Below are 24,937 nucleotides of genomic sequence, written 5' to 3' on the forward strand. Positions count from 1 at the left end.
GATCCTGCGTGCGGTCGAGGTCGTATTCCTCCCCCCTCCGTCGGCTTCGCCGACACCTCCCCCACAGGGGGAGGCTTTATCTAAAACCCAAACTCCGGCTGCGCCGCGCCTGGCTGCTGCGTTTCGGGCAAGTGGCACGTGAACGTCGAGCCGGCCCCCGGCTCGCTCTCAAGCGCCACCCAGCCGCCATGCAGCTCGACCAGCGCCTTGACCAGGGCCAGGCCCAGGCCCGGGCCGCCGCGGTCGCGACCCACGAAGCGGTCGAAGATGTGGGCCTGGACGTGGAACGGCACGCCTCGGCCGGTGTCCGACACGTCCAGCCGCACCTCGCCCAGCGCCCGCCGCGCCGACAGGGTGACCACTCCGTCCGGCGGGGTCTGGCGCAGGGCGTTCTCGATCAGGTGGTCCAGGATCTGCGACAGGCGCTTGTGGTCGCCTCGGATCAGGCCGACCTCCGGGTCGCACTCGACCGACAAGGTGACGCCGCCCAGCTGGGCCAGTTTCAGCGACCGCTCCTGGGCGTCGCTCATCAGGCTCGCCACCCGCACGTCCTCGATCTCCAGGGCCATCTCGCCGGCGTCGATCTGGGCCATGTCCAGCACGTCGTCGATCGAGCGGGCCAGTTGGGTCGCTGCCGAGCGGACCGACGCCACGTGGCCGCGGCTGCGCTCGGTCAGGCCGTCGGCCCGCTCCAGCAGCTCCGAATAGCCGATGATCGTCGTCAGCGGGGTGCGCAGCTCGTAGGAGACGTTGCCGACAAAGTCGCGCTTCAGTCGCTCGGCCTCGGCCAGGGCCTGGGAACGATCGGCCAGGGCGCTTTCCAGGGACCGGGTGTCGGTGACGTCGGCGAAGGCGATCAGGGTCGCGCCGTCGGGCAGGGGCCGGCTCTGGTAGACGATGATGCGATTGTCCGAGGTGCGGGTCTCGCCCGAGGTCGGGGCGCGCATCTGCGGGTCGGGATCGGCCACTCGGCCCTTCAGTTCGCGCCAGAAGCTGAGGTCATGCAGGCGCGGCACGCACAGCTCGACCACGCCCTCGAAGTCGACCGCCGCCTCCAGGGCCTGGGCCGAGACGTTCCAGAAGGTCTCGAAGGCCTCGTTGTGCAGCCGCAGCCGGCCGTCCGATCCGAACACGGCGACGGCGTCGTTCAGCTTGTCCAGCGTGGCCTGCTGCACCTGGATCAGGGCGTTGTACTGGGCCTTCAGCCGCAGCTCGCCGGTGATGTCGGAATAGAGCAGCAGCATGCCGCCCAGCGGGTGGGGCTGGCGCACGACGCGCAGGGTGCGGCCGTCGGGCAAGTCCCACATCTCGTCGGCCTGGGGCCCCAGGTCCTCGTAGCGCGCCAGTTCGGCGGCCTTCCACTTGGCGTAGTCGACCGTCTCGGGCAGGCGGCGGCGCTGGCGCAGGCGGTCCAGCACCTCGCCGTGGGTCGGGCGCTCGGCCAGCCAGGCCGGCTCCAGGCCCCACAGCTCGGCGAAGGCGGTGTTGTGGAAGGCCAGGCGGCGGCTCTGGCTGAAGATCGCCACGGCGTCGGCGATGTGGTTCAGCGTCTCGTCATGGGCCTCGACGTGCTTCTTCAGCGCGTCGCGCATGTCCTCGACCTCGGTGACGTCGCTGCTGAACACCCCGACCCCGCCGCCGTCCAGCGGCTGGGCCGAGAAGCGCAACGCGCGGCGGCGGCCGTCCAGCGGCACCCAGCGGACCAGCTCGCGCAGCTCGCCGGCCTTGGCGGCCTCGACGGCCAGGGCGTCGGCGGCCCGGTCGATCGACTTGTTGTCGCGCGCCGCGTCCGAGGCGGTCTCCACCCCGACCACGCGCAGATAGGCCGCGTTGCCCCAGACCGGCGCGCCGTCGGCGCCCGAGATCCAGGCCGGCTCGACCAGGCCGTCCATGAAGGCGGCGAAGCGGCCGGCGTCGGGCAGGCCGGTCTCGTTGACGGCGGCGGCGGCCAGGCGCAGCCAGGCCCGGGTTCCGGCCGCCCGGCCCTCGACCAGCACCCCGCCGCGCGGGCTCCGCGCCTCGAAGGCGCAGACCTCGCCCTGCTCGAACAGGGCCTTCAGCTTGTGGGCGTGGGAGGGATCGGCGTCGGTCAGGGCCACGACCACCGAGTGGGCGTCGGCGGCGACATCCAGGATCTTGGCGCATTCGGCCAGGGCGTCTTCGCCCGACACCAGGTCGACGCCGCCGTCGTGGATCACGACCACGGCGCTCTCGAAGGCCTCGGCCGCGCCCTGGCTGTCCATCAGCCGGGTCTCCAGGCGGGCGGCGCGGGCCTTCAGCCAGGCCAGGTGGTCCTCGAACCGCCGTCGCTGGGACATCGCCCACAGGGTGGCGCAGAGGGCGAGGCAGACCGCGCCGGCCGTGGCGGCCAGGATCAAGTCGGACGAAGTCATCAGGCTTGTCGTCGGCCCCCGGCTGCGGACGTGGTTAGCGAATCAGATTCACAGATTAGGCCGCGCGTGACCAGAGCGCGATGAGCGCCGCTGTCACAGAGCTTCGCGCGGCCTTTCACGCTGGGGCGCCCCGGCCTATGTACCGATCATGACCTGGACCGACCAACTTGCTTCAGCCGGGGCCCCGTCGCTCGACGACTTCGCCGCCCTGGCGCGAAAGGCGTTCGACGACCTGCCCGCCGATTTCCGCCGCCAGACCGGCGACGTGGTGTTCCGCATCGACGATTTCGCTTCCGAGGAGGTGCTGGACGAGCTGGGCATCGAGGATCCGTTCGAGCTGACCGGCCTCTACCAGGGCGTCGATCTGGCCCGCCGCACGCTCTTCGACCCCACGCCGCAGCCGTCGATGGTGTTTCTCTACCGCCGGCCGATCCTCGACGAATGGTGCGAGCGCGGCGACGTCACCTTGGGCGACCTGATCGCCCACGTGCTGGTCCACGAGATCGGCCACCATTTCGGCCTGTCGGACGACGACATCCACCGCATCGAGGACGACGCATGAGCTCCGCCGACACCCTGTTCGACGCTGATGCGTGGCGCGGCCGCATGGACGAGCGCTGGTTCGAGAGCGGCGCGGCCATCGCCGAGGCCGGCGCCGTCGACCTGGTGGCCATCGAGGATGACGCCGTCACTGGCCATGTGACGGGCAGCGCCGGCGACCTTTATGTGGTCACCCTGCGCGCGCCCGACGGCGAGGGCGCCTGCACCTGCCCCGGCTTCGACAAGTTCGGCGCCTGCAAGCACCAGGCGGCCGTCGTGGTGGCCGCCAACCTGCTGGACGGCACGGGGCGAGGCTATGTGCGCGAACGCCTGGCGCGGCTGCGCGACGGCCTGGCGCTGGAGAGCAAGGAGGCCCTGATCGAGCGGATCGTCGAGCTGGCCAAGCGCGATCCGAAGGTGCTGGCGGGGTTGGAAGGGTAGACTCTCGCGAACCTGACGCGGTCGTCATTTTTAATTTGACCCCGCCGGCTCTTTGAGTTGACAGTGTTTAGATAGGCCAGAGACCCGCGTTAGACGGGGCCTGTCCAGCCCCTTTAGGCGAGGAGCCCTCCATGACGGACAAGAACATCACCAAGGACGCCATGTACGACGCGGTGGCGCCGGACGACTTCGAGTCGATGCTCGAACTGGACCGCTACAACAGCCGCTCGACCGCCTTCGACAAGATCATCTCGGCCACCCACGACCACTTCTGGGACCCGCTGGACAAGGCCTATATCGACTTCGACGAACCGTTCGACATGGAGAACCAGGCCCTGGTTCCCGAGGAACTGGTGATCGCTCTGTCGACCGACTACGTCTCCAATCACCTCAGCGATCCCAAGCAGCGCATCCGCTTCATCAACCAGTCGGTGCTGCGCAGCTTCTCCTCGATCCTGCACGGCGAGCAGGGGGCGCTGAACCTGTCGGCCTCGCTGTGCCACGTGCTCAAGGACCAGGGCGCCCAGGAATACGCCGCCAACCAGACCCGCGAGGAGGCCCGCCACGTCACGGCCTTCGCCAAGTACATCCGCGCCCGCTGGGGCAAGCCGGTCGAATGCGGCCCGGCCCTGAAGACCCTGCTGGTCGAGATCATCGGCGCGCCCGAGGTCTACAAGAAGATCATCGGCATGCAGATGCTGGTCGAGGGCCTGGCCATGGGCGCCTTCGCCACCTTCTACAACCAGATCAACGACCCGGTCGGCAAGAAGATGCTGCAGCTGGTGATGACCGACGAGGCCTTCCACCACAAGTTCGGGAAGATCTGGGCCGACCGCACGGTGCCCAAGCTGAGCCCCGAGGAGCACGCGATCATCGAGGACTGGGCGGCGCACTGCTTCCAGACCCTGCTGTTCAACCTGGTCTCGCCGCACCAGCAGCTGGACCTCTATCGCGAGTTCGGCCTGGACCCGGACAAGGTGGTCGAGGAGTACGGGAAGATCATGACCGACGACCTGCGTCGGGAGAACATGAAGGAGCAGACCAACATCTTCCGGGTGCTGGTCAAGACGCTGCTGAACGCCGGCATCATCACCGACCGCACCAAGGCCTTCTACGCCATGTACGTCGACCTGGACGAACTGCGCGGCGAGGGCGAGCGGATGGTCGGCGACGACATCGCCGAGGAGGGCATCCGCCACCTGCAGGCCATCAACTTCAAGGACCGCGCCCAGCCGGTGACCATCGCCGCCGAATAGGCCCGTTCGCATGACCACGAGCGCCCCGCCGGAATCCTGAAAAGGAACTTCGGCGGGGCGCTTTGCGTTTCTGGCGCCTTGTGGGGCAGAGTGACCGTCATGCGCAGCCTACCGATCCTGATCGCCGCCAGCCTGCTCGTGACGCCGATGCTCGGCGCCGCCGAGGCCTTCGCGGCCGCCAAGCCGCCATCCAAGCCGATCGCCGCCAGCTTCTATACCGGCAAGTGGTACGAGATCGCCCGCACGCCCAACGCCGGCCAGCGCGACTGCGAGGCCCCGACCACCGAATTCACCGGCAAGGGCGCCGACGGCTTCGCGGTGCATCAGGTCTGCCGCAAGGGCTCGGCCGGCGGCGCGGCCAAGGCCTTCGACACCACCGGCAAGATCATCGGCGGCTCCCAGAACACCCGCTTCACGATGAGCTTCCTGGGCGGGTTGAAGAAGCAGGAATACTGGGTGCTGGACTGCGCCGACGACCACTCCTGGGCGATCATGGCCACGCCGGGCGGCAACTATGTCTGGCTGCTGTCGCGCAAGGCGGTAATGGACCCCGCCGCCAAGGCCCAGGCCCTGGAGCGTGTGAAGGCCCTGGGCTACGCCAAGCTCGAATACCCTCAGCAGCCGCCGGCCTGATGCTGCTCCGCCGCGCTCCAGGCTTCGTCGCCGCCTTGCTGTTGACCACGGTCGCCGTCGCCGCGTGTGTCGCCGGGCCGAGCGGCAATCACAGCCCGCCCCAGCCGGCCAAGGCGGTCGACCTGGATCGCTACGCCGGCCTCTGGTACGAGGCGGCGCGCTACGACATGCGGTTCGAGAAGGGCTGCGACGGCGTCACCGCCGACTATTCCAAGCGGCCCGACGGCCTGATCCGCGTGGTCAACACCTGCCATCAGGGCGGGCCGACGGGACCGGTCAAGGTCAGCGAAGGCAGGGCCAAGGTCGCCGACGCCGTCACCAAGGCAAAACTGAAGGTCTCGTTCTTCGGCCCGTTCTTCGTCGGCGACTACTGGGTGCTGGACCACGCCGACGACTACAGCTGGTCGATCGTCGGCGAGGGCTCGGGCCGTTACTTGTGGCTCCTGACCCGCAAGCCGCCGACCCCGGATCAGCTGAAGGCGTTGACCGACCGGGCCAGGGCCATGGGCTACGACACCGCGATGCTGCGGGTGACCAAGCACGCGGCGCGCTAGCTCGATTTGAACGCCGTCTTCGCCTAGGTTTCCGCTGGATCAAGGAGCAAGGCGGATGCGCATCATCAGCTTTCCAGCGGCGGCCAAGAATTTCGACGAGGTCGTGGATCGTGTCATCGCAGATCGCGATCCAGCCTTGGTCACGCGAGGGGAACAGGAAGCCATCGTGGTGATCGCAGCTTCGGATTGGAAAATCATCCAACGACGCCTTGGATCGACGCCAGACGAATCCGCCCCTTGATCCCCGAACAAAGCTGGAACAAAGTTCCGGCATGGACGTCGTCATCGACCTTAAACCCACGCGGCCCGAGACCACCGACCAGGTCACCCGGGGCGGGGCGCGGTTCCTGGTCTCGCTGGGCTATGCGCCCCTCGCCGAGGTCACCCTGCCCAATGGCCGACGCGCCGACCTGATGGCCCTGGGTCCCAAGGGCGACGTGCTGATCGTCGAGGTGAAGTCGGGGCTGGAAGACTATCGCGTCGACCGCAAGTGGCCGGAATACGCCCCCTATTGCGACGCGTTCTATTTCGCGGTGTCGCCGGATTTTCCCGAGGGGATTTTGCCGGACGAGCCGGGCCTGATCGTCGCCGACGGCTTCGGCGGCGCGGTGGTGCGCGAGGCGCCGGTCGCGCCCCTGGCCCCGGCGCGGCGCAAGGCGCTCACCCTGGCCTTCGCGCGCCTGGCCGCCCTGCGCGCCGCCGGCGTCAACGCCGAGCGGCTGTCTCTGTAGATTGGCGCTGTAGCCGGCCGTCTTAACGGTCGAAGTTACGGGCCAGCAGGAAGCCGAACACCAGGCCGGCCACGAAGGTCCCGACCGCCAGGGCGACGGGGCGCTCCTCGGCGACCACGTGGGCCGCCTTGGCCTTTTCGATGCTCCAGGTCTTGCCGACCTCGGCCTTCTCGGCGGCGAAGGTGCGGGCGACCTCGGTCTTTTCGGCCACGGTCTCGACCGCCTTTTCGACGGCGGCCTTGGCGCGCTTCACGCTGGCCTTGGCCGTCGTCTTGGCGGAGGTCTTGGGGGCCGGGGTCTTGATCGTGAAGTCGGTCATGCGAAATCCTGCGAATGGCGGCGCCGACCATCGTAACACGCCGCGCCGTAAAACGTTTCCCACCGGCCCTGCGGATTGCCGGATCGCCTAGTTGTCGCGCACCACCTTCAGCACCGCCTCGCCATAACGGTCGAGCTTGCCCTGGCCGACGCCGCCGGCCTTGGCCAGGGCGCCGGAGGTGGCTGGTCGCGCGGCGGCGATCTCGGCCAGGGTGGCGTCGTGGAAGATGACATAGGGCGGCACGTGCTGCAGCGCCGCCTCCTCGCGCCGCCAGCCGCGCAGGGCCTCGAACAGCGCCTGGTCCTCCAGCGGCACGGTCAGGGCCTGGCGCTTGCGGGCGGTCTTGCCGGCTCCCGAGCGACCGGGACTGTCGGCGGTGGCCGGCTGCTGGCGCAGGGAGACGGGGCGCTCGCCGCGATAGACCTGGCGCACCCCCTCGCCGTCGCCCAGGCCGATCAGCGGCCGGCCGTCATTGGGGTCTTCCTTCAGCAGGCCCTCGAACACCAGGGTGTCGATCAGGTCACGCCAGCCCTGCGGGCTGAACTCCTTGCCGATGCCGAAGGTCGACATGGTCGCCTCGGCCTGGGTGACGTCCTTGGTCTTGCCCAGCAGGTGGTCGACCAGGCGGCCGCGCCCGAATCGGCCGCCCATGCGGTGGGCGGCCGACAGGGCCTTCTGGGCGGCCTGGGTGGCGTCGACGCCGGTGGGTGGCGAAATACAGATGTCGCAGACCCCGCAGCGCTCGACCCCCTCCTCGCCGAAATAGCGACGAACGGCGGCGGCGCGGCAGGTGACGCCTTCCAGCATGGCGTAGAACTGGCGCAGCTTGCGCAGCTGCACCGCCTTGACCTCGTCGGGCGCGCTCTGGGCCTCGATGCGGCGCACGGCCCAGGCGAGATCCGCGGAGCTGTAGAGGGTGATGCCCTCGGCCGGCTGGCGGTCGCGGCCGGCCCGGCCGATCTCCTGCCAATAGGCCTCGATGGCGGCCGGCGGATCGGCGTGGATCACGAAGCGGACGTCGGGCTTGTCGACGCCCATGCCGAAGGCGATGGTCGCGACCATCACCGCCTCCTCGGCCTCGAGGAACTCCTCCAGCCGCCGGGCGCGCACGGCCTTGTCCAGACCGGCGTGATAGGCGAGCGCGGGGATGCCCTGGCCGATCAGCTTCTCGGCCAGCTTCTCGGTGGAGTCGCGGCTGCCGGCATAGACGACGCCGGCGCGGTTGGGGCGCTCGGTGACCAGCTCGATGACCCGCTCGTGGCCCTTGCCCTTCTTGCGCTCGGCGTTCAGGGCCAGTTCGTGGCGGGCGAAGCTGTCGACGAACTCGGCCGCGCCTTGCAGCCGCAACTCGCTGCGGATGTCGTCGCGGGTCCGGGCGTCGGCGGTGGCGGTGACGGCCAGGCGCGGGGCGTGCGGGAACACCTCGGCCAGGCGGCCCAGCATGCGGTATTCGGGACGGAAGTCATGGCCCCACTGGCTGACGCAGTGGGCCTCGTCGACGGCGACCAACGACAGGGGCAGGCGAGACAGCCGCTCCAGCATCGACGGCTGCATCAGGCCTTCGGGCGACAGATACAGCAGGTCGAGGCGCCCGTCGTCGATGCGTCGCCAGATCTCGGACCGTTCGGCGGGCAGGGTGTTGCTGTCCAGGCGCTCGGCCGCGACCCCGGCCTGCTGCAGGCCCGCCACCTGGTCGGCCATCAGGGCGATCAGCGGCGAGACCACCAGGCCCAGGCCCGGGCGGACGAGGGCGGGGATCTGGTAGCACAGGCTCTTGCCGCCGCCGGTGGGCAGCACGGCCAGGGCGCTGCGGCCTTCCAGCAGCTCGGTGATCACCCCGGCCTGCAGGCCCCGGAAATCGCTGTGGCCGAAGGTTCGGCGCAGAACCTCGCGCGCCGCCTCCAGGGAGGGAGCGGGCCCCGAGACATGGGGGACGAAACTTGAGTCAGGATGATCGTACACGGGCGTGTTCTGACAGCGCCCGGCCTTCAGGCCAAGCGGGGCGCCACGATCTGGCCCCCAAATTCGGCTTGAAAGCGGACATCGGCTTCATGGGTTCTGCATCGGGGGTCGCCACGTTTGTCGCGATGCGATCTGGAGCTGAAACGAACCATGAACACGCGCGGCGTGCAAGACGGGTGAAGATGCGTTCATCTCTCGTCAATCTTGTCGCGCGTTTTGTGGGCTTCGGCTAAACGGATTGCGGCGCGACCCCGGGACATCCGCGCCTTTCGGGATTAAGGACGACATGGCCAACGGCGCCTTCGGCGGGAACAAGCCGGCGAGACCTCAGCGCACGCCGCTGCAAGCCCTGCTCTACTGGGCGGTCGTGCTCGGCGTCTGGGGTCTGATCTTCATCGTCGCCTTCTTCGCGGTGTTCGCCAGCGACCTGCCCGACACCTCCAAGCTGTACGACGTCAAGCGTCAGCCCTCGATCAACTATCTGGATCGGTCCGGCGCCCTGCTGGCCGTGCGCGGCAGCCAGTACGCGCCCCCGGTCGACCTGGACGCGCTGCCGCCCTACGTGCCGGCCGCGTTCGTGGCCATCGAGGACCGCCAGTTCTATCACCACATCGGTTTCAACCCGTGGGGCATCGCCCGCTCGCTGATGTGGAACCTGAGCCATGAGGGCGGCCCCCAGCGCGGCGGCTCGACCATCACCCAGCAGCTGGCCAAGAACCTGTTCCTGAGCCCGGCCCAGAACTATCGCCGCAAGGCCCAGGAGCTGATCCTGGCCGTCTGGCTGGAGCTGAAGTTCAGCAAGAAGCAGATCCTGGCCCTCTACATGAACCGGGTCTATTTCGGGGCCGGCGCCTATGGCATCGAGGCCGCCTCGCAGCGCTATTTCAACAAGCCGGCGTCGCAGCTGACCGTGGGCGAGGCCGCCCTGCTGGCCGGCCTGATGAAGGCCCCCGCCCGCTACTCGCCGGTCTCGGCCAGCGACCGCGCCGCCCGCCGCGCCACCGTGGTGCTGGACGAGATGGTGCGCATGAAGGCCATCACCGCCGCCCAGCGCGACCAGGCCTTCGCCGAGCCCGTGCGGGTCTCGGCCACCCTGGCCAACCAGCGCGCCCAGTACTTCACCGACTATGTCGACGCCCAGGTGCGCTCGCTGGTCGGCGAACCGACCGAGGACCTGGTCGTCGAGACCACCCTGGACCTGCCGATCCAGGTGGCCGCCGAGCGCTCGGTCCAGGTCGGGGTCGACGGCCACAAGGCCCAGGGCGTGCAGCAGGCGGCGCTGGTCGCCATCGACGGCGAGGGCCGCATCCGCGCCTATGTCGGCGGCGCCGACTATGGCGAGACCCAGTTCGACCGCGCCACCAGCGCCCGTCGCCAGGCCGGTTCGGCCTTCAAGCCGTTCGTCTACCTGACCGCCATGGACCAGGGCCGCAATCCCAGCGTCGTGGTCAATGACGAGCCGGTGAAGATCGGCAACTGGGAACCCAAGAACTACACCAACAAATATCTGGGCCAGATGACCCTGCAGACGGCCCTGGCCCAGTCGATCAACACGGTCGCCGCGCGCCTGGCCAGCGAGGTCGGCACCAGCAACGTCGCCGCCACCGCGCGCCGCCTGGGCATCACCAGCAAGATCCAGCTGGACCCGTCGATGGCGCTGGGCGCGGTCGAGGTGTCGCCCATGGAGATGGCCCAGGCCTACGCCCCGTTCTCGAACGGCGGGTTCCTGGCCCGGGGCTACGGCATCGAGCGCATCCGCACGACCAGCGGCAAGGTCCTGTACGACCACAGCGTCGACAAGACCCAGCGCCCGGCGGTGATCGGCTCGCCCTCGCTGCAATACATGAACCAGATGATGCGCCAGGTGGTGGCGGCCGGCACGGGCACGCGGGCCAAGGTCGCGGGCTACGACATCGCCGGCAAGACCGGCACCACCAGCGACTACCGCGACGCCTGGTTCGTCGGCTACACGGGCGGCTTCGTCACGGCGGTGTGGACCGGCAAGGACGACAACACCTCGATGAAGAAGGTCACCGGCGGCGGCGCCCCGGCCGAGATCTGGCACAACTTCATGGCCGCGGCCCTGCCGCGCCTGAAGGCCACCCCGATCCCCGGCGGCGTGATCGAACCGCCGCCTCCGGCCACCGACGACCCGATCGGCGACATCCTGACCGGCCCCACCGGTCCGGAGGGCCCGGCGGCCGAAACGCCCGCCCCGGGCACCCCGGCGCCGGAGCAACTGCCCTACTGAGGTCTAGGTCCTCCCCCTTTGGGGGAGGTGTCGGCGTAGCCGACGGAGGGGGGAGTTTGCCGAGGTGGGTCTGCTCCCCCCACCGGCGCCTTCACGCCGCCTCCCCCACAGGGGGAGGGACGTCAGCGCTTCTTCGACTTGGGCTTGGTTGCGGGCTTGGCCGCCGTCGGCAGGGTCACCCCCAGCGGCGCGGCGGGCGGCTTGCAGCCCAGGCCCAGGCCCACGCCCTTGAGATAGCCGCGCCGGATCGAGCCGGCCATGATCGCCGCCTGGACCTCATTGGCGTTCTTCTCGGCGCCGCTGAGCTTGCGGACCCACGAGCGCAGCGGCGTGAGGCCATGCACCACGGTCTCGCCGATCTCGGTGGCCGACATGCCGGTCTTGATCTGGGTGGACGGCGCGTCGAGGTCGGGCGCCAGCTCGGCGTCCAGGGCGTCGACCGCGTCGAAGAGGGTCTTGCAGGTCAGCGGCGCGGGCAGGACGTAGGTCGCCGTGCGCGCGTCGATCAGCACCTGGGGGATCTTGTCCTTGACCACCCCGACGTCCTTCAGCGGCGACTTGGCCACCGTGGCGGCGTCCTGCTCGATCTGCTGGGTCTTGGATGTCTCGGTCTGGGCCAGGGCCGGGGCCGCGGTCGCCAGCGTGGCGGCGACGGCCAGGGCGGAACGGAACAAGGGTTTCGTGGGTCGCATGAGAGGCCTCCGAACACCGAAGCATTCTGACCGCCAAATCGACGCAGGGCGAAGTCGAAATTTTATCGGGAGAGTCGCCTCGGCGCGGCTTCCCCGCGCCGGAAATGGAAACGGCCGCTTCCTTTAGGGAAGCGGCCGTCTTGGTGGAGCTTAGCGGAGTCGAACCGCTGACCTCTTGCATGCCATGCAAGCGCTCTACCAGCTGAGCTAAAGCCCCAAGGTTTGCTCAAGTTTCCCGGCCCGGATGGGGTTGGGTCGCTTGAGAATTCCTCAGTCTCTGCGGCGGTTCCGAGTGAGTGGCCCCCGAAGAGGCGCGGAACCTATGCCGGGAGGATTTTTGGATCAACCCTCCCGGCGAACTTTTTTCGGAAAATTTTTCGACCTTTGTTCGGTCAAGTTTTCCGAGGGGTGCGGACGAGCTTAGTCGTCGTCGTCCGCGCCCGGCAGGCCCTCGATTTCGTCGTCCAGGACGTCCTCGTCGTCTTCGTCCTCGAGGAACGGAACGTCGTCGGCTTCGTCCTCGGCGAGATCCTCGTCTTCCGAGAAGTCGACGCCCAGGTCGTCGGCGGCCGGGGCCGGGGCGACGGTGGGATCGCTGTCGTCGTCGTCGGCCTCGACGACTTCCTCGGCGACCTCGTCGATTTCCGGGGTCTCATCGACCTCGTCCTCGTAGCCGTCGACCTCCTTGGCCGGCGGGGCTTCCTTCTCGGCGTCGTCCTCGTAGTCCGGGGTCACCGAGCGAGCGCGAACGCGGCGCGACTTCAGCGCCTCTTCAGGATCGAACGACTCGCCGCACTTGGGACAAACGGCCGGGCGGCGGCCCAGATCGTAGAATTTCGATTGGCAGTTGGGGCAAATTTGTTTTGCGCCCAGTTCGGGATTGGCCAAGTTGGCGACCCTTTGATCCAGATGGGAAAAGCGGCCGGTCACTTGCCATGACGAAGGGCCGCTGTCAAAAGCAATCCCCTCGCGAAAACCACCATGACCAAGGAGCCGGTTTCGGCATGACGGCGGCTGGACTGAAGAGCACGCCCGGCGGGGCCTTGCGAGGGACCGTTCGGGCTCCCGGCGACAAGTCAATTTCGCACCGTTCGATGATCCTCGGCGCCCTGGCCTCGGGGACCACCACGGTGGAGGGTCTGCTGGAGGGCGCCGACGTTCTGGCGACCGCCCAGGCCATGCGCAGCTTCGGCGCGCGGGTCGAGCAGGAGGGCGTCGGCCGCTGGCGGATCGAGGGCCAGGGCGGCTTCGTCGAGCCGTCGGACGTGGTCGACTGCGGCAACGCCGGCACCGGCGTGCGCCTGATCATGGGCGCGGCGGCGGGCTTTGCGCTGTGCGCCACCTTCACCGGCGACAATTCGCTACGCTCGCGTCCGATGGGCCGGGTGCTGGACCCGCTGGCCCGGATGGGCGCCACGTGGCTGGGTCGCGACAAGGGCCGTCTGCCCCTGACCTTGAAGGGCGGCAACCTGCGCGGCCTGAACTACACCCTGCCCATGGCCTCGGCCCAGGTGAAGTCGGCCGTTCTGCTGGCCGGCCTGCACGCCGAGGGCGGCGTCGAGGTGATCGAGCCCGAAGCCACCCGCGACCATACCGAGCGCATGCTGCGGGCCTTCGGGGCCGAGGTGATCGTCGAGGATCGCGCCAGCGGCGACCACACCGTGCGCCACATCCGCCTGCCCGCCGGCCAGAAGCTGACCGGAACCCACGTGGCCGTGCCGGGCGATCCGTCGTCGGCGGCCTTCCCGTTGGTGGCCGGCCTGATCGTGCCCGGCTCGGAAGTGACGGTCGAGGGCGTGATGCTCAACGAGCTGCGCACGGGCCTGTTCACGACCCTGCAGGAGATGGGCGCGGATCTGGTGATCTCGAACGTCCGCGAGGCCAGCGGCGAGCAGGTCGGCGACATCACCGCCCGCTACTCCCCGAACATGAAGGGCGTGGTCGTGCCGCCCGAGCGCGCGCCGGCGATGATCGACGAATATCCGATCCTGGCCGTGGCCGCGGCCTTCGCCGAAGGCTCGACCGTGATGCGCGGCATCGGCGAGATGCGGGTCAAGGAAAGCGACCGCATCGCCCTGACGGCGGCCGGGCTGAAGGCCTGCGGCGTCACGGTCGAGGAAGAGCCCGAGGGCATGACCGTCATCGGCACGGCGCGCGGCAATCATCCGGTGCGCGGCGGCGGCCTGGTCCACACCCACGGCGATCACCGCATCGCCATGAGCCACCTGATCCTGGGCATGGCCGCGCAGGAGCCCGTCGAGATCGACGAGCCCGGCATGATCGCCACCAGCTTCCCCGGGTTCGCCGACATGATGCGCGGCCTGGGCGGCGACCTGGTCGAGGCCTAGGGGCGTGGCCTTCGTCATCGCCGTCGACGGTCCCGCCGCCTCGGGCAAGGGCACGGTCGCCTCGCGCCTGGCCGAGCTCTACGGCTATCCGATGCTGGACACCGGCCTGCTCTACCGGGCGGTCGGGGTGCGGTTGCTGACCGCCGACGGCGATCTGGACGACGCGATCGCCGCCGAGGCCGCCGCGCGCGGTCTGGACCTGGCCGAGCTGGAACGCCCCGACGTCCGCACCCGCCAGGCCGGCGAAGCCGCCAGCCGCGTCGCCGTGCATCCCGGCGTTCGCGCGGCCCTGTTCGACCTGCAGCGCGACTTCGCCGCCCGCGAGCCCGGCAGCGTGATCGACGGCCGCGACATCGGCACGGTCATCGCCCCCGAGGCCCCGGCCAAGCTGTTCGTCACCGCCAGCCCCGAGGTCCGCGCCGACCGGCGCTGGAAACAGCTGACGGGCCAGGGCGAAAGCGTCACCTTCGACGAGATCCTGGCCGACATCCGCAAGCGCGACGAGCGCGACAGCGGCCGCGCTTCGGCGCCGTTGACGCAGGCCGCCGACGCCGTCTTGCTTGATACGTCGGAAATGACTATATCCCAGGCCTTCGATGCGGCCCGCCGCATCGTCGAGACGGCGCGCGCCCGGTGGGGAAACCCCAAGGGCTAATCCACCGCCCGCCTCGCCGCCGCTCAGGACGCGGTGGATCGCATCAAAAACCCACATCACCGGAATCCCGAGAACCGTCATCCGACGGCGCTCACCGCAGGGCTTCCCTCAACACGAGACTAAACATCAGCATGGCTGACGATATGAGCTTCAACCCGACGCGCGACGATTTCGAAGCGCTGCTGAACGATTCCATGGGCGGCCGCGACTTCCAGGAAGGCACCGTCGTCAAGGGTATCGTTGTCGGGATCGAGAAGGACTTCGCGATCATCGACGTCGGTCTGAAGACCGAAGGTCGCGTTCCGCAGAAGGAATTCGGCGTCGACGAAACCGGCAAGCCCACCATCAAGGTCGGCGACTCGGTCGAAGTCTTCCTGGAACGCCTGGAAAACGCCCTGGGCGAAGCGGTCATCAGCCGCGAAAAGGCCAAGCGCGAAGAAGCCTGGACCCGTCTGGAAGGCGTCTACGCCAAGAACGAACCCGTGCTCGGCGCCATCGTCGGTCGCGTCAAGGGCGGCTTCACCGTCGACCTGGGCGGCGCCTCGGCGTTCCTGCCCGGCTCGCAGGTCGACATCCGCCCGGTGCGCGACGTCGGCCCGCTCATGGGCAAGGAACAGCCCTTCGCCATCCTCAAGATGGACCGTCCGCGCGGCAACATCGTCGTCTCGCGTCGCGCCATCCTGGAAGAAGCCCGCGCCGAGCAGCGCACCGAACTGGTGTCGCAGCTGCAAGAGGGTGAAATCCGCGAAGGCGTCGTCAAGAACATCACCGACTACGGTGCGTTCGTCGACCTGGGCGGCATCGACGGCCTGCTGCACGTCACCGACATGAGCTGGAAGCGCGTCAACCACCCGAGCCAAGTGCTCGCCGTGGGCGACACCGTGAAGGTCCAGATCGTCAAGATCAACCCGGACACCCAGCGCATCAGCCTCGGCATGAAGCAGCTGCAGTCGGATCCGTGGGATGGTGTCGAAGCCAAGTACCCGGTCGGCGCCAAGTTCACGGGCCGCATCACCAACATCACCGACTACGGCGCGTTTGTTGAGCTGGAAGCCGGCGTTGAAGGCCTGGTCCACGTCTCGGAAATGTCCTGGACCAAGAAGAACGTCCACCCCGGCAAGATCGTCTCGACCTCGCAAGAAGTCGACGTGGTCGTGCTGGACGTCGATCCGTCCAAGCGCCGCGTTTCGCTGGGCCTGAAGCAAGCCCTGGCCAACCCGTGGGATTCGTTCCTCGAAACCCACCCGGTCGGCTCGACCGTCGAAGGCGAAGTCAAGAACGCGACCGAATTTGGTCTGTTCATCGGCCTCGACAACGACATCGACGGCATGGTGCACCTGTCGGACATCGACTGGAGCGCGTCGGGCGAAGAAGCCATGGCTCGCTACAAGAAGGGCGACATCGTCAAGGCGAAGGTCTTGGACGTCGACGTCGAGAAGGAACGCATCTCGCTGGGCATCAAGCAGCTGGGCGGCGATCCGATGTCGGGCGACACCTACCGCAAGGGCCAGACCGTCACCGTGACCGTGACGGAAGTCACCACCGGCGGCATCGAAGTGCGCTTCGGTGAAGACGAAGCCCTGATGACCGCGTTCATCCGCAAGTCGGACCTGTCGCGCGACCGTCAGGAACAGCGCCCCGAGCGCTTCGCCGTGGGTGACCGCGTCGACGCTCAGATCACCAACATCGACAAGGCGGCTCGCCGCGTTTCGATGTCGATCAAGTCGCTGGAAATGGCCGAAGAGAAGGAAGCCATCGAGCAGTTCGGCTCGTCGGACTCCGGCGCTTCGCTGGGCGACATCCTCGGCGCGGCCCTGCGCGAGCGGGCCACCAAGGACTAAGCTTCGCCTTATAGCGAAGACTAGCTTCAGAAATGAGGAACGGCGGCCGGAGCGATCCGGCCGCCGTTTTCTTTGCGGGCTACTTTGCGGGCTACTCGACGTGAGCTTGGCGTGGCGCTCGCGAACCTGTCGGCGCGCGCGCCTTGACCTGAAGCGGGCGTTTCTCCGGGATCGGCTATTAACCCCATTGGTCGCGAACCCGACGCGAACGGTGCTCTTTCCCCTTGAAGACTCAGGCTTGCTTGGGCAAAGGTCGCACGCGCGTCGGGCCCTCTCTCCCCCAGGGCTGCTTTGGCGCGTCGGGGATATCGATGATCAAGTCCGAACTCATCGCCAGGCTCGCGAACGAGAATCCGCACCTGACCCAGAAGGATGTCGAGCGTGTTGTCGGCGTCATTCTTGAACGCATGATCGGTGCGCTCGAGGACGGAGGCCGCGTCGAGCTCCGCGGCTTCGGCGCCCTGTCGGTGCGCTCGCGCCCGGCCCGCGCCGGTCGCAATCCTCGCACCGGCGAGACCGTCGACGTCCGCGCCAAGCACGTGCCGTTCTTCAAGAGCGGCAAGGAACTGCGCGGCCGCCTGAACGCCGACGAATAGTCCGACCACGATTGTAAAGGATCATCGGCCCCGCTTGACCCGGCGGGCCGAACGCCTTCAGCTTCCGAGGCCTGCAGCGTCGGAAGAAGGCCCCCATGAGCATCCTCAAGGAATTTCGCGAGTTCATCGCGCGCGGCAACGTCATCGACCTGGCCGTCGGCGTGATCATCGGCGCGGCCTTCAACGGCATCGTCAAGAGCCTGGTCGACCAGGTGATCATGCCGCCGATCGGCCTGCTGATGGGCGGGCTGGACTTCTCCAAGCTGGAATGGGTGCTCAAGCCCGAGGACCCGGCGACGACCGCGGTCGAGAAGGTGGCCATCCAGTACGGCGCCTTCATCAACACCGTGATCCAGTTCCTGATCGTGGCGGCGGTGGTGTTCCTGCTGGTCAAGCTGGTCAACCAGATCCGCCGCGCCGACGCCGAGGACCCCGCGCCGGAAGCGCCGCCCGCCCCGACGCCGCAGGAAAAGCTGCTGACCGAGATCCGCGACCTGCTGGCCAGGCCGAAGGCCTGACTTTCTGATCCGCTCATCCCGGCGAACGCCGGGACCCAGATCCCAAGGCTGAGAGGCTGATGGGATAAGCTCAGCGCTTTTGGCGTCAGCCACACCGCCATTCCATCTGGGTCCCGGCATTCGCCGGGATGAGCGGAATTTTGGTGTTAAGAGCCGAGCGCCGCCAGCACTTCCCGCGCCGCCCTTTCGCCCGTCTCCCACGCGCCATGGGCCGTCGAGAACGAATGGGCCGAGCAGGCTTCGCCGGCGAAGAACAGACGACCGTCCACCGGCGCGGCCAGGACGGCGCGCTCGCCGGCCCGTCCAGGCAGGGCATGGGAGTACGAGCCCCGCGCCCACGGGTCGCTGGCCCAGGCCGTCTTGGCCAGCACCGACACCCGATCACGCAGGCCCGAGCCGAAGACCCCAACCAGCTCCTCGATCGCGAACGCCGCCGAGGCGCCGGGCCCCTCGGCCTCCAGGGCGCGGGCATGGGCCCCGCCGAAGAAGGCCTCGATGATCGGCCGGCCCAGCGGGCGCATGTGATAGGAGCCCGTCGCCGTCCGGTCGGTCGCGCCGAAGACCATCGACTCCACCGCGAACGCCTCGGGTTCGTGCAGGCTCAGAAACACCTTGTCGGCCAAGCCTAGGGGCAGGCCCTCGGCGGCGGCCAGCTTGGCGGGCAGCTCGGGCAGGATGCGCAAGGCTCCGGCCGCCAGGACGGCCGTGGAGACGCAGACGATGGCCGCCCGGGCCTGGACCACCCCTCGGGGCGTCTCCAGGCTCAGGCGCGGCCCGTCGTGGCGCAGCAGCGAGACGGGACAGTCACTGAGGATCCGCACGCCGGCCGGCGCCAGGCCCACGATCCCGGCGCCATAGCCCTCGGCGACTCGCCAGTTCTGCTCGCTGTCGTCATAGGCGGCGTAGTCCTGGACCGAGACCTGGTCGAACGCCTCGCCGTTGTAATAGGCGCTGAAGGCGTTCAGCAGCGGGGTCCAGCGGTCGCCGGGCTCCAGCAGCGCGGAGACCGGCCGGTCGCCCGCCTCGCGCGCCGCCGCCTCCACGCGTTCGTCCAGAGCCGCGAAGGCCAGGCCATAGGCCTGACGCTCTTCGGCCGTGAAATTGGCGGTGGCTTCGGGATGGGCCCAGGGCGGCGGGGTCTTGTCGATGGTCAGGCCCGAGGCGGCGATCCTGTCGACCAGGGGGTTGTGGTCGGCCGAGTGCAGCCACTCGCAGCCCAGGTCCAGCGACAGACCGGCCAGCGGGACGGTGTGGGCCCGGCCGCCGATCCGGCCCTGGGCCTCCAGCACCACGACGTTCAGCGGCGAACTCGCCAGGGTCGCGGCGGCGGCCAGGCCGGCGGCTCCGGCGCCGATGATGGCGACGTCGACTTCGGTCATAGGGTGGGGCTCATGCGCTGGCGGGCTCCGCGGGCGGCGCCTGCTCGGGCTCCAGCTCGATCGACTCTCCCGGCTTGAGGCCGCAGGCCAGCAGGCTGGACCACACCGTCTCGGCGCTCTCGGCGAAGCGGAAGAGCTCCAGGTCGGCGGCGTTGATCATACCGTGCTCGACCAGGCTGTCGAAATTGACCACCGAGCGCCAATAGGCCTCGTCGAACAGCACGATGGGAATGCGCGGCGCCTTGTCGGTCTGGCGCAGGGTCAGGATCTCGAACAGCTCGTCGAAGGTGCCGAAGCCGCCGGGGAACACCACCAGGGCGTTGGCCCGCATCGCCAGGTGCATCTTGCGCATGGCGAAGTAGTGGAAGCGGAACGACAGGTCCGGCGTGGCGTAGGGGTTGGGCCGCTGCTCGTGCGGCAGGGTGATGTTGAAGCCCACCGACGGGGCCCCGGCGTCCCAGGCCCCGCGATTGGCCGCCTCCATCACGCCCGGCCCGCCGCCGGTGGCGATGACGTTGTCACGCACCCCGTCGGTGGCGTGGATCGCCCCGCCGCGCTCGGAGGCGAGGCGGCCGAACCGCCGGGCCTCGGCGTACCAGTGCGGCTGGCGTCCGGGACCATCCTCGCGGACCCGGGCGCTGCCGAACACCACGATCGTCGAGCGCACGCCCCAGGCCCGCAAGGCCTCGTCGGCCTTGGCGAACTCCAGCAGGAACCGCACGCCGCGCATGGATTCGCCCAGCAGGAAGTCCTGGTCGAGCGCCGCCAGGCGATAGGAGGGCGAGGCGAGTTGGGCCGCGCTGCTCGCATCGGCCTGGCGGTTGTCGGTCACGCTTTACTTGGCCTTCTTGAGGGTCTGGCTGTCGAGATCCAGCTGGTCGATCGGAATCTGCACCGCGCCGGGCAGGGCCGTCTTGACGGTTTCGCCCATGGTCTTGGCGTCGCCGACCACGATGACGCTGGTCTGGGCGGGGTCGAGCACGGCCTTGGAGAAGGCCTGGACGTCGGCGGGGCTGACCGCCTCGACCTTGCCGGTATAGGCCTGGATCTCGTTCAGCGGGATCCCGTAGACCGCCAGGTTGCCCAGGATGTCGGCCAGGCCGCCCGAGGTGCCCAGGTCGCGGCCGAAGTCGCCGACCAGCACCGACTTGCGCGCCGCCAGCTCGGCGGTCGAGGTCGGCTCGGCGGCCAGGCGGGTCAGTTCGTCCTTGATCAGGCCCACCACCTGGGCGGCGGACTCGTTCTTGGTCTGGACGGTAGCCGAGAAGCCGCCGATCGCCGCGCGGGGCGACAGGCTGGAGCCGGCCCCGTACGACAGGCCGCGCTTGATGCGGATCTCCTGGTTCAGGCGCGAGGAATAGCCGCCACCCAGCACGCCGTTGGCCACCAGGCCGGCATAGTAGCGCGGGTCGGCCCGCAGGATCGCCGGCTTGGTCACCACCACGGCCGCCTGGCCGGTGCCCGGCAGGTCGACGATGATGCTCTTGGCCGCGTAGCCGCTCGGACCCTTGACCGGGGCCGGCGGCGGGCCGGCCGGCTTGGCCCAGCCGCCGAACGCCTTTTCCGCGAGGGCGAAGCCCTGCTCGGGGGTCAGGTCGCCGGTCAGCACCAGGATGGCGTTGTCGGGACGCCAGTTGGCGGCGTGGGTCTTGACCAGGGCGTCGCGCTGGATCTTCGGCAGCGAGCCCGGGGTGCCGTCGGCCACGTGGCCGTAGCCCGAGCCGGCGTAGATCACGGTCGGCACGACGAAGCCCGCCACCGCGCCGGGGCGCTGAAAGCTGACCGACAGGCCGTCCAGGGTCTCGGCCTTCACCCGCTCCAGCTCGTCGGCCTTGAAGGTCGGGTTCTGGGCGACGTCGGCCATGATCGCCAGGCCTTGCGGGGCCTTGTCGGCGATGACGCTGAGGGTCAGGGACGAGGCTTCCCAGCCCGAGCCGGCCTCCAGATTGGCGCCCAGGGCCTCGGTGGCGGCGGCGACCTGGGTGGCGGTGCGGGTCTTGGTGCCCTCGGTCAGCAGTTCGGCGGTCAAGCTGGAGACGCCGGCCAGGCCGGCCGGATCGGCGCCCGAGCCGCCCTTGACGGTCAGGTCGGCGGTGATCAGCGGCAGGTCGCTGGACTTGGCGACGATCACCCGCAGGCCGTTGGCCAGGGTCTTCTCGACCGGCGAGGGCAGGACGGGCGACACCGGCGCGCTCGGGGCGGGCGGGGCGACGCGCTCGGCCTCCGGGGCCAGGCTGGTGACCGGGCCGCTATAGCTGACCGACGGGACCGTCTTGGGCCCCTCGAACGGGTCCTTGGCGCCGGCCGGCTTGGCGGATTCCGGCAGGTAGCGGACGGTGACCTTGCGGTCGTCGCCCAGGTACTTGGCGGCCACCCGCTGGACGTCGGCGGCGGTCACCGCCTGCAGGGCGGCCAGGTCGGTGTTGGCGCGCTCGGCGTCGCCCTCGGTGCGCAGGGCGTAGCCGATCGCGAAGGCGCGGCCGTCGATGGTTTCGCGGCCGCGTACGGCGTCAGCCAGCAGGCCGGCCTTGGCCTCGGCCAGTTCGGCGGCGGTCGGTGGGGTCGCGCGCAGCTTGGCGACCTGAGCCGAGAGCGACGCTTCGCCCTGCTCGACCGTCTTGCCGCCGGCCATGATGGCCCCGACGTAGAACAGGCCCGGCTGGGCGTTGTTCGGCGCCGAGGAGAAGATCGATTGGGCGATCTTCTGGTCATAGACCAGGCTGTCATAGAGGCGCGACGACTTGCCGGCCGACAGGATGGCGTCCAGCACCGCCAGGGCCGGAACGTCCGGATCGGCGGCGGCCGGAGCCAGCCAGGTCATGGCCACGGCCGGCAGCGGCACGTTGGGACCATAGGTGGTGACGACCTTGGCGCCGGTGCGGGCCGGTTCGACCACGGTCACCTGCTTGATCGGCGCGGCGGGGGCCTTCAGCGGGGCGAAATACTGGTCGATCCAGGCGTTGAGCTGGGCCTCGTCGAAATTGCCGACCACGATCAGGGCGGCGTTGTCGGGGCGGTAGTATTCCTGGTGGAAGGCCCGCACGTCGTCGACCGTGGCGGCGTCCAGCTCCTCGATCGAGCCGATGCCCGGGCGCTTGTAGGGGTGGTCGGCGAACGAGGCCTTGGTGATGTTCAGGGCGAAGAACCGGCCGTAGGGATTGGCCAGCACCCGCTGGCGCAGCTCTTCCTTGACCACGTCGCGCTCGGACTTGAACACCGCGTCGTCGATGACCAGCGAGCCCAGCCGCTCGCTCTCGGCCCACAGCAGGCGCTGCAGGTGGTTGGCCGGCACCACCTCGTAATAGTTGGTGAAGTCGTCGTAGGTGGAGGCGTTGTTGAAGCCGCCGACGTCCTCGGTCAGCCGGTCGAAGAACTCGTTGGGCATGTTGCGCGTCGACTTGAACATCAGGTGTTCGAACAGGTGCGCGAACCCGGAGCGACCCTCGGGGTCGTCCTTGCTGCCGACGCCGTACCAGACCTGCACCGTCACGTTGGGCGTGGTCGCGTCGCGCGAGGTGTAGACCTTCAGGCCGTTGGGGAGGGTTCGTTCCTTGTAGACGATCGGCGGCACCGTCACGCCCGCCGCCACGGGGGCCGGCTTGGTCTGGGCCTGGGCCAAGGGCGAGAGGGCGGTGGTCGAAAGGGCCAGCGCGACGAGGGCGGCCTTGGCGGCGGGACGGATCATGAGGACGGCGCTCCGGAAACTTCAGGGCGCGACCCTATCATCCGGGTTCGGGGCGCCAAGCTTACCGTCTTGTCATGAAAGCCGGCCGGCATAACCGAAGATCAGGCCCAGCCAGGGATGAGCGACCAGGACGCGGAAACGGTAGGCGCCGTCGCCATGCTTGCCTGATGGGCTGAAGGTGCGGGCGCGGATGCGTGGCGCCCAGGCGCGGGGCAGGGGGATCGGACCCAGCCGCCAGCCTTCGAAGGTCCAAGAGAAGCCGCCGGGATAGGGCGCGACGCCGAAGCGGAAGGTCACGGCGCCGGCGGCGGTTTCCTCGAAGGTCCAGGGATCGTCGCGGGCCGGAGCGATCGTCGAGGCGAAGGTGCGCTCGCCGAACCGGCGGACCCAGCGCTCGCCGTTCGCCATCGGCGTGATGGTCACCGTGGTGACGTGGCGGCCGGCGGGCGGCAGGCCCTGCAGGCGGCGGACCAGGGCGGGCAGGCCGGGCGCGCCGCGACCTCGGGCCTGTCCGGTCAGGGTGAAGGGGGCGAGGCCGGCATGGGCGTGGCGGACCACCTCGGGCTGAGCGGTCCAGGCCTCGCCCAGCAGGCGCGGGAACAGGCCGGGCGTGTCGGGTCGCTGGCTTTCCAGTCGGGTGCGGATTGGCAGGTCGCGCAGTTCGTGCAGCATGGCGTCCAGATCGACCAGGCCGACACAGGGCGTGGCGCGCGGTTCGCCGTCCAGCCCGCCGTCGAGCAGGGCGCGCAGCGTGGCAGCCGCCGGGGCGGCCGGGGTGTGGGGACCCGATCCCGCCTCGGCCCACAGGCCCCAGCGGGCCAGGCGTCGCGCGCCGTCGGCGTCCAGCCCTTCGGCGTTGACCACCATGCCGCCGCGATCCGAGCCCAGGCCCGCGACCCAACCCGCCGCCTCGCCCAGCAGCACGGCCAGGGGCTCCAGGCTGGAGATCAGTCGTGCGCGCCGCAGCAGGCTCAGCGCCCACAGGCCCAGGTGCAGGATCGGCAGCTCCAGTCCGGCTCGGAAGATCGCGTCGCGGCGAACGTGGAAACGGGCGGGCAGCAGGTCCAGGTCCGGCGTCTCGGCCAGGCTGGTCCAGCGACAGCCGAGGCCCGGAAAGGCCGTAAGGCGGGGATCGCTCCAACCGGCGCGGGTCGTCCAACGGCCCTGGGCGAACACCCGGAGCGGCGCGCCGGCCCAGGCCAGGATGGCGCGGATCACCGACAGGCCGCGTGGCGCGCGGGCGCCGGGCGAGATCGCCGCCTCGATACGGTCGATCCGGGTCCAGCCGGCCGTCATCGCATCGAGGGCGGCGTGGCTGAGGGCCGGGGTCGAGCTGGCGCCGGTGATCGCCCAGCGTTTGGCCGCGCGCGCCTCGGCGTCGAGGGCTGTCTCGAAGCCGGCCACGAAGTCGCGGGCGTCGGCCAGGTCCAGATAGTGGGCGCGGACCGCCAGCACGGCGCGGGGGAAGGCGTGGTCCTGCCCCTGGAACGGTCCGGCAGCGTCGACCACCGCCCAGGCGCCCAGGGCGGCCAGACCCTTGGGGTCCAGGCGATCCAGGCGCGCGACCTCGATCCCGGCGGCGGGCCTGGTCTTGGCCAGGTCGGCGGCCAGGGCTTCCAACTTGGCGAGGTCGCGGGCGGCCAGCACCAGCACGACATCGGGCCAGCGGGCGATCATCGCCGCCAGCCTCCGGCCGAAGACGCCGCTGGCTCCGACCAGGACGATGCGTTTGCGGCCGTCGTTCATGCCGCCGGTGGTTCCAGGATGAAGCGGGCGCGCTGCTCGGGCGTGGGCAGCATGCAGGTCGAGCGCTTGCCCATCAGCCGGTAGCGGTTGGCGGCCAGCCAGTCATAGCCGCCATCCAGCCAGGATCGCGGCAGGACGCCGATTACCGCCAGCAACGACCATGGCGCGCCCAGCCGCCGCAGCAGGGCCAGGATCGCCGCGCTCTTCTCCAGGGCCCGGCCGCCGTCGAGGAACAGGAAGCTGGTCGGCTGGTCCGGATCGATCCCGTGCGCCAGGGCCAGTTGGCGCCCGTAGGCCGACTGGATCGGGGTGAAACGGATCAGGCCCTTGCGGTCGAGGGCCAGCACCGTCCGGACCGAGCCCGAACACAGGTTGCAGACGCCGTCGAACAGCATGA

At 69.4% G+C, this 24,937-nt stretch carries 23 protein-coding genes and 1 tRNA gene; 13 read left to right on the forward strand and 11 right to left on the reverse strand.

Features of this window, described 5'->3' with window-relative positions; translation table 11 throughout:
- Positions 1-80 precede the first annotated feature (80 nt).
- Positions 81-2,393 carry a cell cycle protein kinase DivL gene (divL, locus tag G3M62_RS00675; RefSeq protein ID WP_165183978.1) on the reverse strand — a complete coding sequence of 771 codons (2,313 nt, stop codon included), beginning with the start codon at positions 2,391-2,393 and terminating at the stop codon, positions 81-83.
- Between the two features lie 148 nt (positions 2,394-2,541).
- On the opposite strand from divL, the gene G3M62_RS00680 reads away from it, so the two are divergent.
- From G3M62_RS00680 to mmcB, 7 genes are all read left to right on the forward strand, one after another.
- Positions 2,542-2,955, forward strand: coding sequence for a metallopeptidase family protein (locus G3M62_RS00680; RefSeq protein ID WP_165183979.1), 414 nt, complete (start codon positions 2,542-2,544; stop codon positions 2,953-2,955).
- Positions 2,952-3,374, forward strand: a complete 423-nt coding sequence (locus G3M62_RS00685; protein ID WP_165183980.1) for an SWIM zinc finger family protein — start codon at positions 2,952-2,954, stop codon at positions 3,372-3,374. Before G3M62_RS00680 ends, G3M62_RS00685 begins: the two co-directional genes overlap by 4 nt.
- A 131-nt stretch (positions 3,375-3,505) precedes the next feature.
- Positions 3,506-4,630: a ferritin-like domain-containing protein gene (locus G3M62_RS00690; RefSeq protein ID WP_165183981.1), complete on the forward strand. Its 1,125-nt coding sequence runs from the start codon at positions 3,506-3,508 to the stop codon at positions 4,628-4,630.
- Between the two features lie 99 nt (positions 4,631-4,729).
- Positions 4,730-5,263, forward strand: a complete 534-nt coding sequence (locus tag G3M62_RS00695) for a lipocalin family protein (RefSeq protein ID WP_165183982.1) — start codon at positions 4,730-4,732, stop codon at positions 5,261-5,263.
- Positions 5,263-5,817, forward strand: a complete 555-nt coding sequence (locus G3M62_RS00700) for a lipocalin family protein (RefSeq protein WP_165183983.1) — start codon at positions 5,263-5,265, stop codon at positions 5,815-5,817. The genes G3M62_RS00695 and G3M62_RS00700 overlap by 1 nt, the downstream gene beginning before the upstream one ends.
- Positions 5,818-5,872: 55 nt before the next feature.
- On the forward strand, positions 5,873-6,058 hold the full coding sequence (locus tag G3M62_RS00705; RefSeq protein ID WP_165183984.1) for a type II toxin-antitoxin system Phd/YefM family antitoxin: 186 nt from the start codon (positions 5,873-5,875) through the stop codon (positions 6,056-6,058).
- Between the two features lie 31 nt (positions 6,059-6,089).
- Positions 6,090-6,548, forward strand: a complete 459-nt coding sequence (gene mmcB, locus G3M62_RS00710; RefSeq protein ID WP_165183985.1) for a DNA repair putative endonuclease MmcB — start codon at positions 6,090-6,092, stop codon at positions 6,546-6,548.
- 22 nt (positions 6,549-6,570) lie between these two features.
- Here mmcB and G3M62_RS00715 read toward each other — a convergent pair whose 3' ends face one another.
- Both G3M62_RS00715 and recQ read right to left on the reverse strand, forming a co-directional pair.
- Positions 6,571-6,867, reverse strand: coding sequence for a hypothetical protein (locus G3M62_RS00715; RefSeq protein WP_165183986.1), 297 nt, complete (start codon positions 6,865-6,867; stop codon positions 6,571-6,573).
- Between the two features lie 87 nt (positions 6,868-6,954).
- The gene (gene recQ / locus G3M62_RS00720; protein ID WP_165191155.1) at positions 6,955-8,772 is read right to left on the reverse strand and encodes a DNA helicase RecQ; all 1,818 of its coding nucleotides are present in this window, start codon (positions 8,770-8,772) and stop codon (positions 6,955-6,957) included.
- A gap of 343 nt (positions 8,773-9,115) precedes the next feature.
- On the opposite strand from recQ, the gene G3M62_RS00725 reads away from it, so the two are divergent.
- Positions 9,116-11,080: a transglycosylase domain-containing protein gene (locus G3M62_RS00725; protein WP_165183987.1), complete on the forward strand. Its 1,965-nt coding sequence runs from the start codon at positions 9,116-9,118 to the stop codon at positions 11,078-11,080.
- Between the two features lie 122 nt (positions 11,081-11,202).
- On the opposite strand, the gene G3M62_RS00730 is transcribed toward G3M62_RS00725, so the two are convergent.
- The 3 genes from G3M62_RS00730 to G3M62_RS00740 form a co-directional block, all read right to left on the reverse strand.
- Entirely contained in the window at positions 11,203-11,772 is a 570-nt protein-coding gene (locus G3M62_RS00730; RefSeq protein ID WP_165183988.1) for a hypothetical protein, read from the reverse strand.
- 141 nt (positions 11,773-11,913) lie between these two features.
- Positions 11,914-11,989 (reverse strand) — tRNA-Ala (locus G3M62_RS00735).
- Between the two features lie 203 nt (positions 11,990-12,192).
- Positions 12,193-12,660: a TIGR02300 family protein gene (locus G3M62_RS00740; RefSeq protein WP_165183989.1), complete on the reverse strand. Its 468-nt coding sequence runs from the start codon at positions 12,658-12,660 to the stop codon at positions 12,193-12,195.
- Positions 12,661-12,776: 116 nt separating this feature from the next.
- Between G3M62_RS00740 and aroA the strand changes: the two genes are divergently transcribed.
- The 5 genes from aroA (at position 12,777) to mscL (ending at position 17,730) form a co-directional block, all read left to right on the forward strand.
- A complete protein-coding gene (gene aroA, locus G3M62_RS00745) occupies positions 12,777-14,120 on the forward strand; it encodes a 3-phosphoshikimate 1-carboxyvinyltransferase (RefSeq protein ID WP_165183990.1) in 1,344 nt (447 codons plus the stop codon).
- A 4-nt stretch (positions 14,121-14,124) separates the two neighbouring features.
- On the forward strand, positions 14,125-14,775 hold the full coding sequence (gene cmk, locus G3M62_RS00750; RefSeq protein WP_165183991.1) for a (d)CMP kinase: 651 nt from the start codon (positions 14,125-14,127) through the stop codon (positions 14,773-14,775).
- Between the two features lie 131 nt (positions 14,776-14,906).
- Positions 14,907-16,616 carry a 30S ribosomal protein S1 gene (rpsA, locus tag G3M62_RS00755; protein WP_165183992.1) on the forward strand — a complete coding sequence of 570 codons (1,710 nt, stop codon included), beginning with the start codon at positions 14,907-14,909 and terminating at the stop codon, positions 16,614-16,616.
- Positions 16,617-16,927: 311 nt separating this feature from the next.
- The gene (locus tag G3M62_RS00760; RefSeq protein ID WP_012284200.1) at positions 16,928-17,212 is read left to right on the forward strand and encodes an integration host factor subunit beta; all 285 of its coding nucleotides are present in this window, start codon (positions 16,928-16,930) and stop codon (positions 17,210-17,212) included.
- A gap of 95 nt (positions 17,213-17,307) precedes the next feature.
- Positions 17,308-17,730, forward strand: a complete 423-nt coding sequence (gene mscL / locus G3M62_RS00765) for a large-conductance mechanosensitive channel protein MscL (protein ID WP_165183993.1) — start codon at positions 17,308-17,310, stop codon at positions 17,728-17,730.
- Positions 17,731-17,876: 146 nt separating this feature from the next.
- On the opposite strand, the gene G3M62_RS00770 is transcribed toward mscL, so the two are convergent.
- The 5 genes from G3M62_RS00770 to G3M62_RS00790 all read right to left on the reverse strand — a co-directional run bounded on the left by G3M62_RS00770 (position 17,877) and on the right by G3M62_RS00790 (position 24,935).
- Positions 17,877-19,109 carry a flavin monoamine oxidase family protein gene (locus G3M62_RS00770; RefSeq protein ID WP_165183994.1) on the reverse strand — a complete coding sequence of 411 codons (1,233 nt, stop codon included), beginning with the start codon at positions 19,107-19,109 and terminating at the stop codon, positions 17,877-17,879.
- Positions 19,110-19,119: 10 nt separating this feature from the next.
- On the reverse strand, positions 19,120-19,941 hold the full coding sequence (locus tag G3M62_RS00775) for an LOG family protein (RefSeq protein ID WP_165183995.1): 822 nt from the start codon (positions 19,939-19,941) through the stop codon (positions 19,120-19,122).
- A 3-nt stretch (positions 19,942-19,944) separates the two neighbouring features.
- The gene (locus G3M62_RS00780; RefSeq protein ID WP_165183996.1) at positions 19,945-22,794 is read right to left on the reverse strand and encodes a M16 family metallopeptidase; all 2,850 of its coding nucleotides are present in this window, start codon (positions 22,792-22,794) and stop codon (positions 19,945-19,947) included.
- Positions 22,795-22,866: 72 nt separating this feature from the next.
- Positions 22,867-24,540 carry a DUF4166 domain-containing protein gene (locus G3M62_RS00785; RefSeq protein WP_165183997.1) on the reverse strand — a complete coding sequence of 558 codons (1,674 nt, stop codon included), beginning with the start codon at positions 24,538-24,540 and terminating at the stop codon, positions 22,867-22,869.
- Positions 24,537-24,935 (reverse strand): thiol-disulfide oxidoreductase DCC family protein, encoded by a 399-nt coding sequence (locus G3M62_RS00790; RefSeq protein ID WP_246263410.1) that lies wholly within the window; start codon positions 24,933-24,935, stop codon positions 24,537-24,539. The genes G3M62_RS00785 and G3M62_RS00790 overlap by 4 nt, the downstream gene beginning before the upstream one ends.
- Positions 24,936-24,937: the final 2 nt, after the last annotated feature.

The sequence above is a fragment of the Caulobacter soli genome (assembly GCF_011045195.1).
Taxonomy (GTDB): Bacteria; Pseudomonadota; Alphaproteobacteria; order Caulobacterales; family Caulobacteraceae; genus Caulobacter; species Caulobacter soli.

Excerpts from the sequence above, each read along its gene's own strand:
- divL (WP_165183978.1), bottom strand. The coding sequence starts at position 2,393 with ATGACTTCGTCCGACTTGATCCTGGCCGCCACGGCCGGCGCGGTCTGC.
- G3M62_RS00680 (WP_165183979.1), top strand. The coding sequence starts at position 2,542 with ATGACCTGGACCGACCAACTTGCTTCAGCCGGGGCCCCGTCGCTCGAC.
- G3M62_RS00685 (WP_165183980.1), top strand. The coding sequence starts at position 2,952 with ATGAGCTCCGCCGACACCCTGTTCGACGCTGATGCGTGGCGCGGCCGC.
- G3M62_RS00690 (WP_165183981.1), top strand. The coding sequence starts at position 3,506 with ATGACGGACAAGAACATCACCAAGGACGCCATGTACGACGCGGTGGCG.
- G3M62_RS00695 (WP_165183982.1), top strand. The coding sequence starts at position 4,730 with ATGCGCAGCCTACCGATCCTGATCGCCGCCAGCCTGCTCGTGACGCCG.
- G3M62_RS00700 (WP_165183983.1), top strand. The coding sequence starts at position 5,263 with ATGCTGCTCCGCCGCGCTCCAGGCTTCGTCGCCGCCTTGCTGTTGACC.
- G3M62_RS00705 (WP_165183984.1), top strand. The coding sequence starts at position 5,873 with ATGCGCATCATCAGCTTTCCAGCGGCGGCCAAGAATTTCGACGAGGTC.
- mmcB (WP_165183985.1), top strand. The coding sequence starts at position 6,090 with ATGGACGTCGTCATCGACCTTAAACCCACGCGGCCCGAGACCACCGAC.
- G3M62_RS00715 (WP_165183986.1), bottom strand. The coding sequence starts at position 6,867 with ATGACCGACTTCACGATCAAGACCCCGGCCCCCAAGACCTCCGCCAAG.
- G3M62_RS00725 (WP_165183987.1), top strand. The coding sequence starts at position 9,116 with ATGGCCAACGGCGCCTTCGGCGGGAACAAGCCGGCGAGACCTCAGCGC.
- G3M62_RS00730 (WP_165183988.1), bottom strand. The coding sequence starts at position 11,772 with ATGCGACCCACGAAACCCTTGTTCCGTTCCGCCCTGGCCGTCGCCGCC.
- aroA (WP_165183990.1), top strand. The coding sequence starts at position 12,777 with ATGACGGCGGCTGGACTGAAGAGCACGCCCGGCGGGGCCTTGCGAGGG.
- rpsA (WP_165183992.1), top strand. The coding sequence starts at position 14,907 with ATGGCTGACGATATGAGCTTCAACCCGACGCGCGACGATTTCGAAGCG.
- G3M62_RS00760 (WP_012284200.1), top strand. The coding sequence starts at position 16,928 with ATGATCAAGTCCGAACTCATCGCCAGGCTCGCGAACGAGAATCCGCAC.
- mscL (WP_165183993.1), top strand. The coding sequence starts at position 17,308 with ATGAGCATCCTCAAGGAATTTCGCGAGTTCATCGCGCGCGGCAACGTC.
- G3M62_RS00770 (WP_165183994.1), bottom strand. The coding sequence starts at position 19,109 with ATGACCGAAGTCGACGTCGCCATCATCGGCGCCGGAGCCGCCGGCCTG.
- G3M62_RS00780 (WP_165183996.1), bottom strand. The coding sequence starts at position 22,794 with ATGATCCGTCCCGCCGCCAAGGCCGCCCTCGTCGCGCTGGCCCTTTCG.
- G3M62_RS00785 (WP_165183997.1), bottom strand. The coding sequence starts at position 24,540 with ATGAACGACGGCCGCAAACGCATCGTCCTGGTCGGAGCCAGCGGCGTC.
- G3M62_RS00790 (WP_246263410.1), bottom strand. The coding sequence starts at position 24,935 with ATGCTGTTCGACGGCGTCTGCAACCTGTGTTCGGGCTCGGTCCGGACG.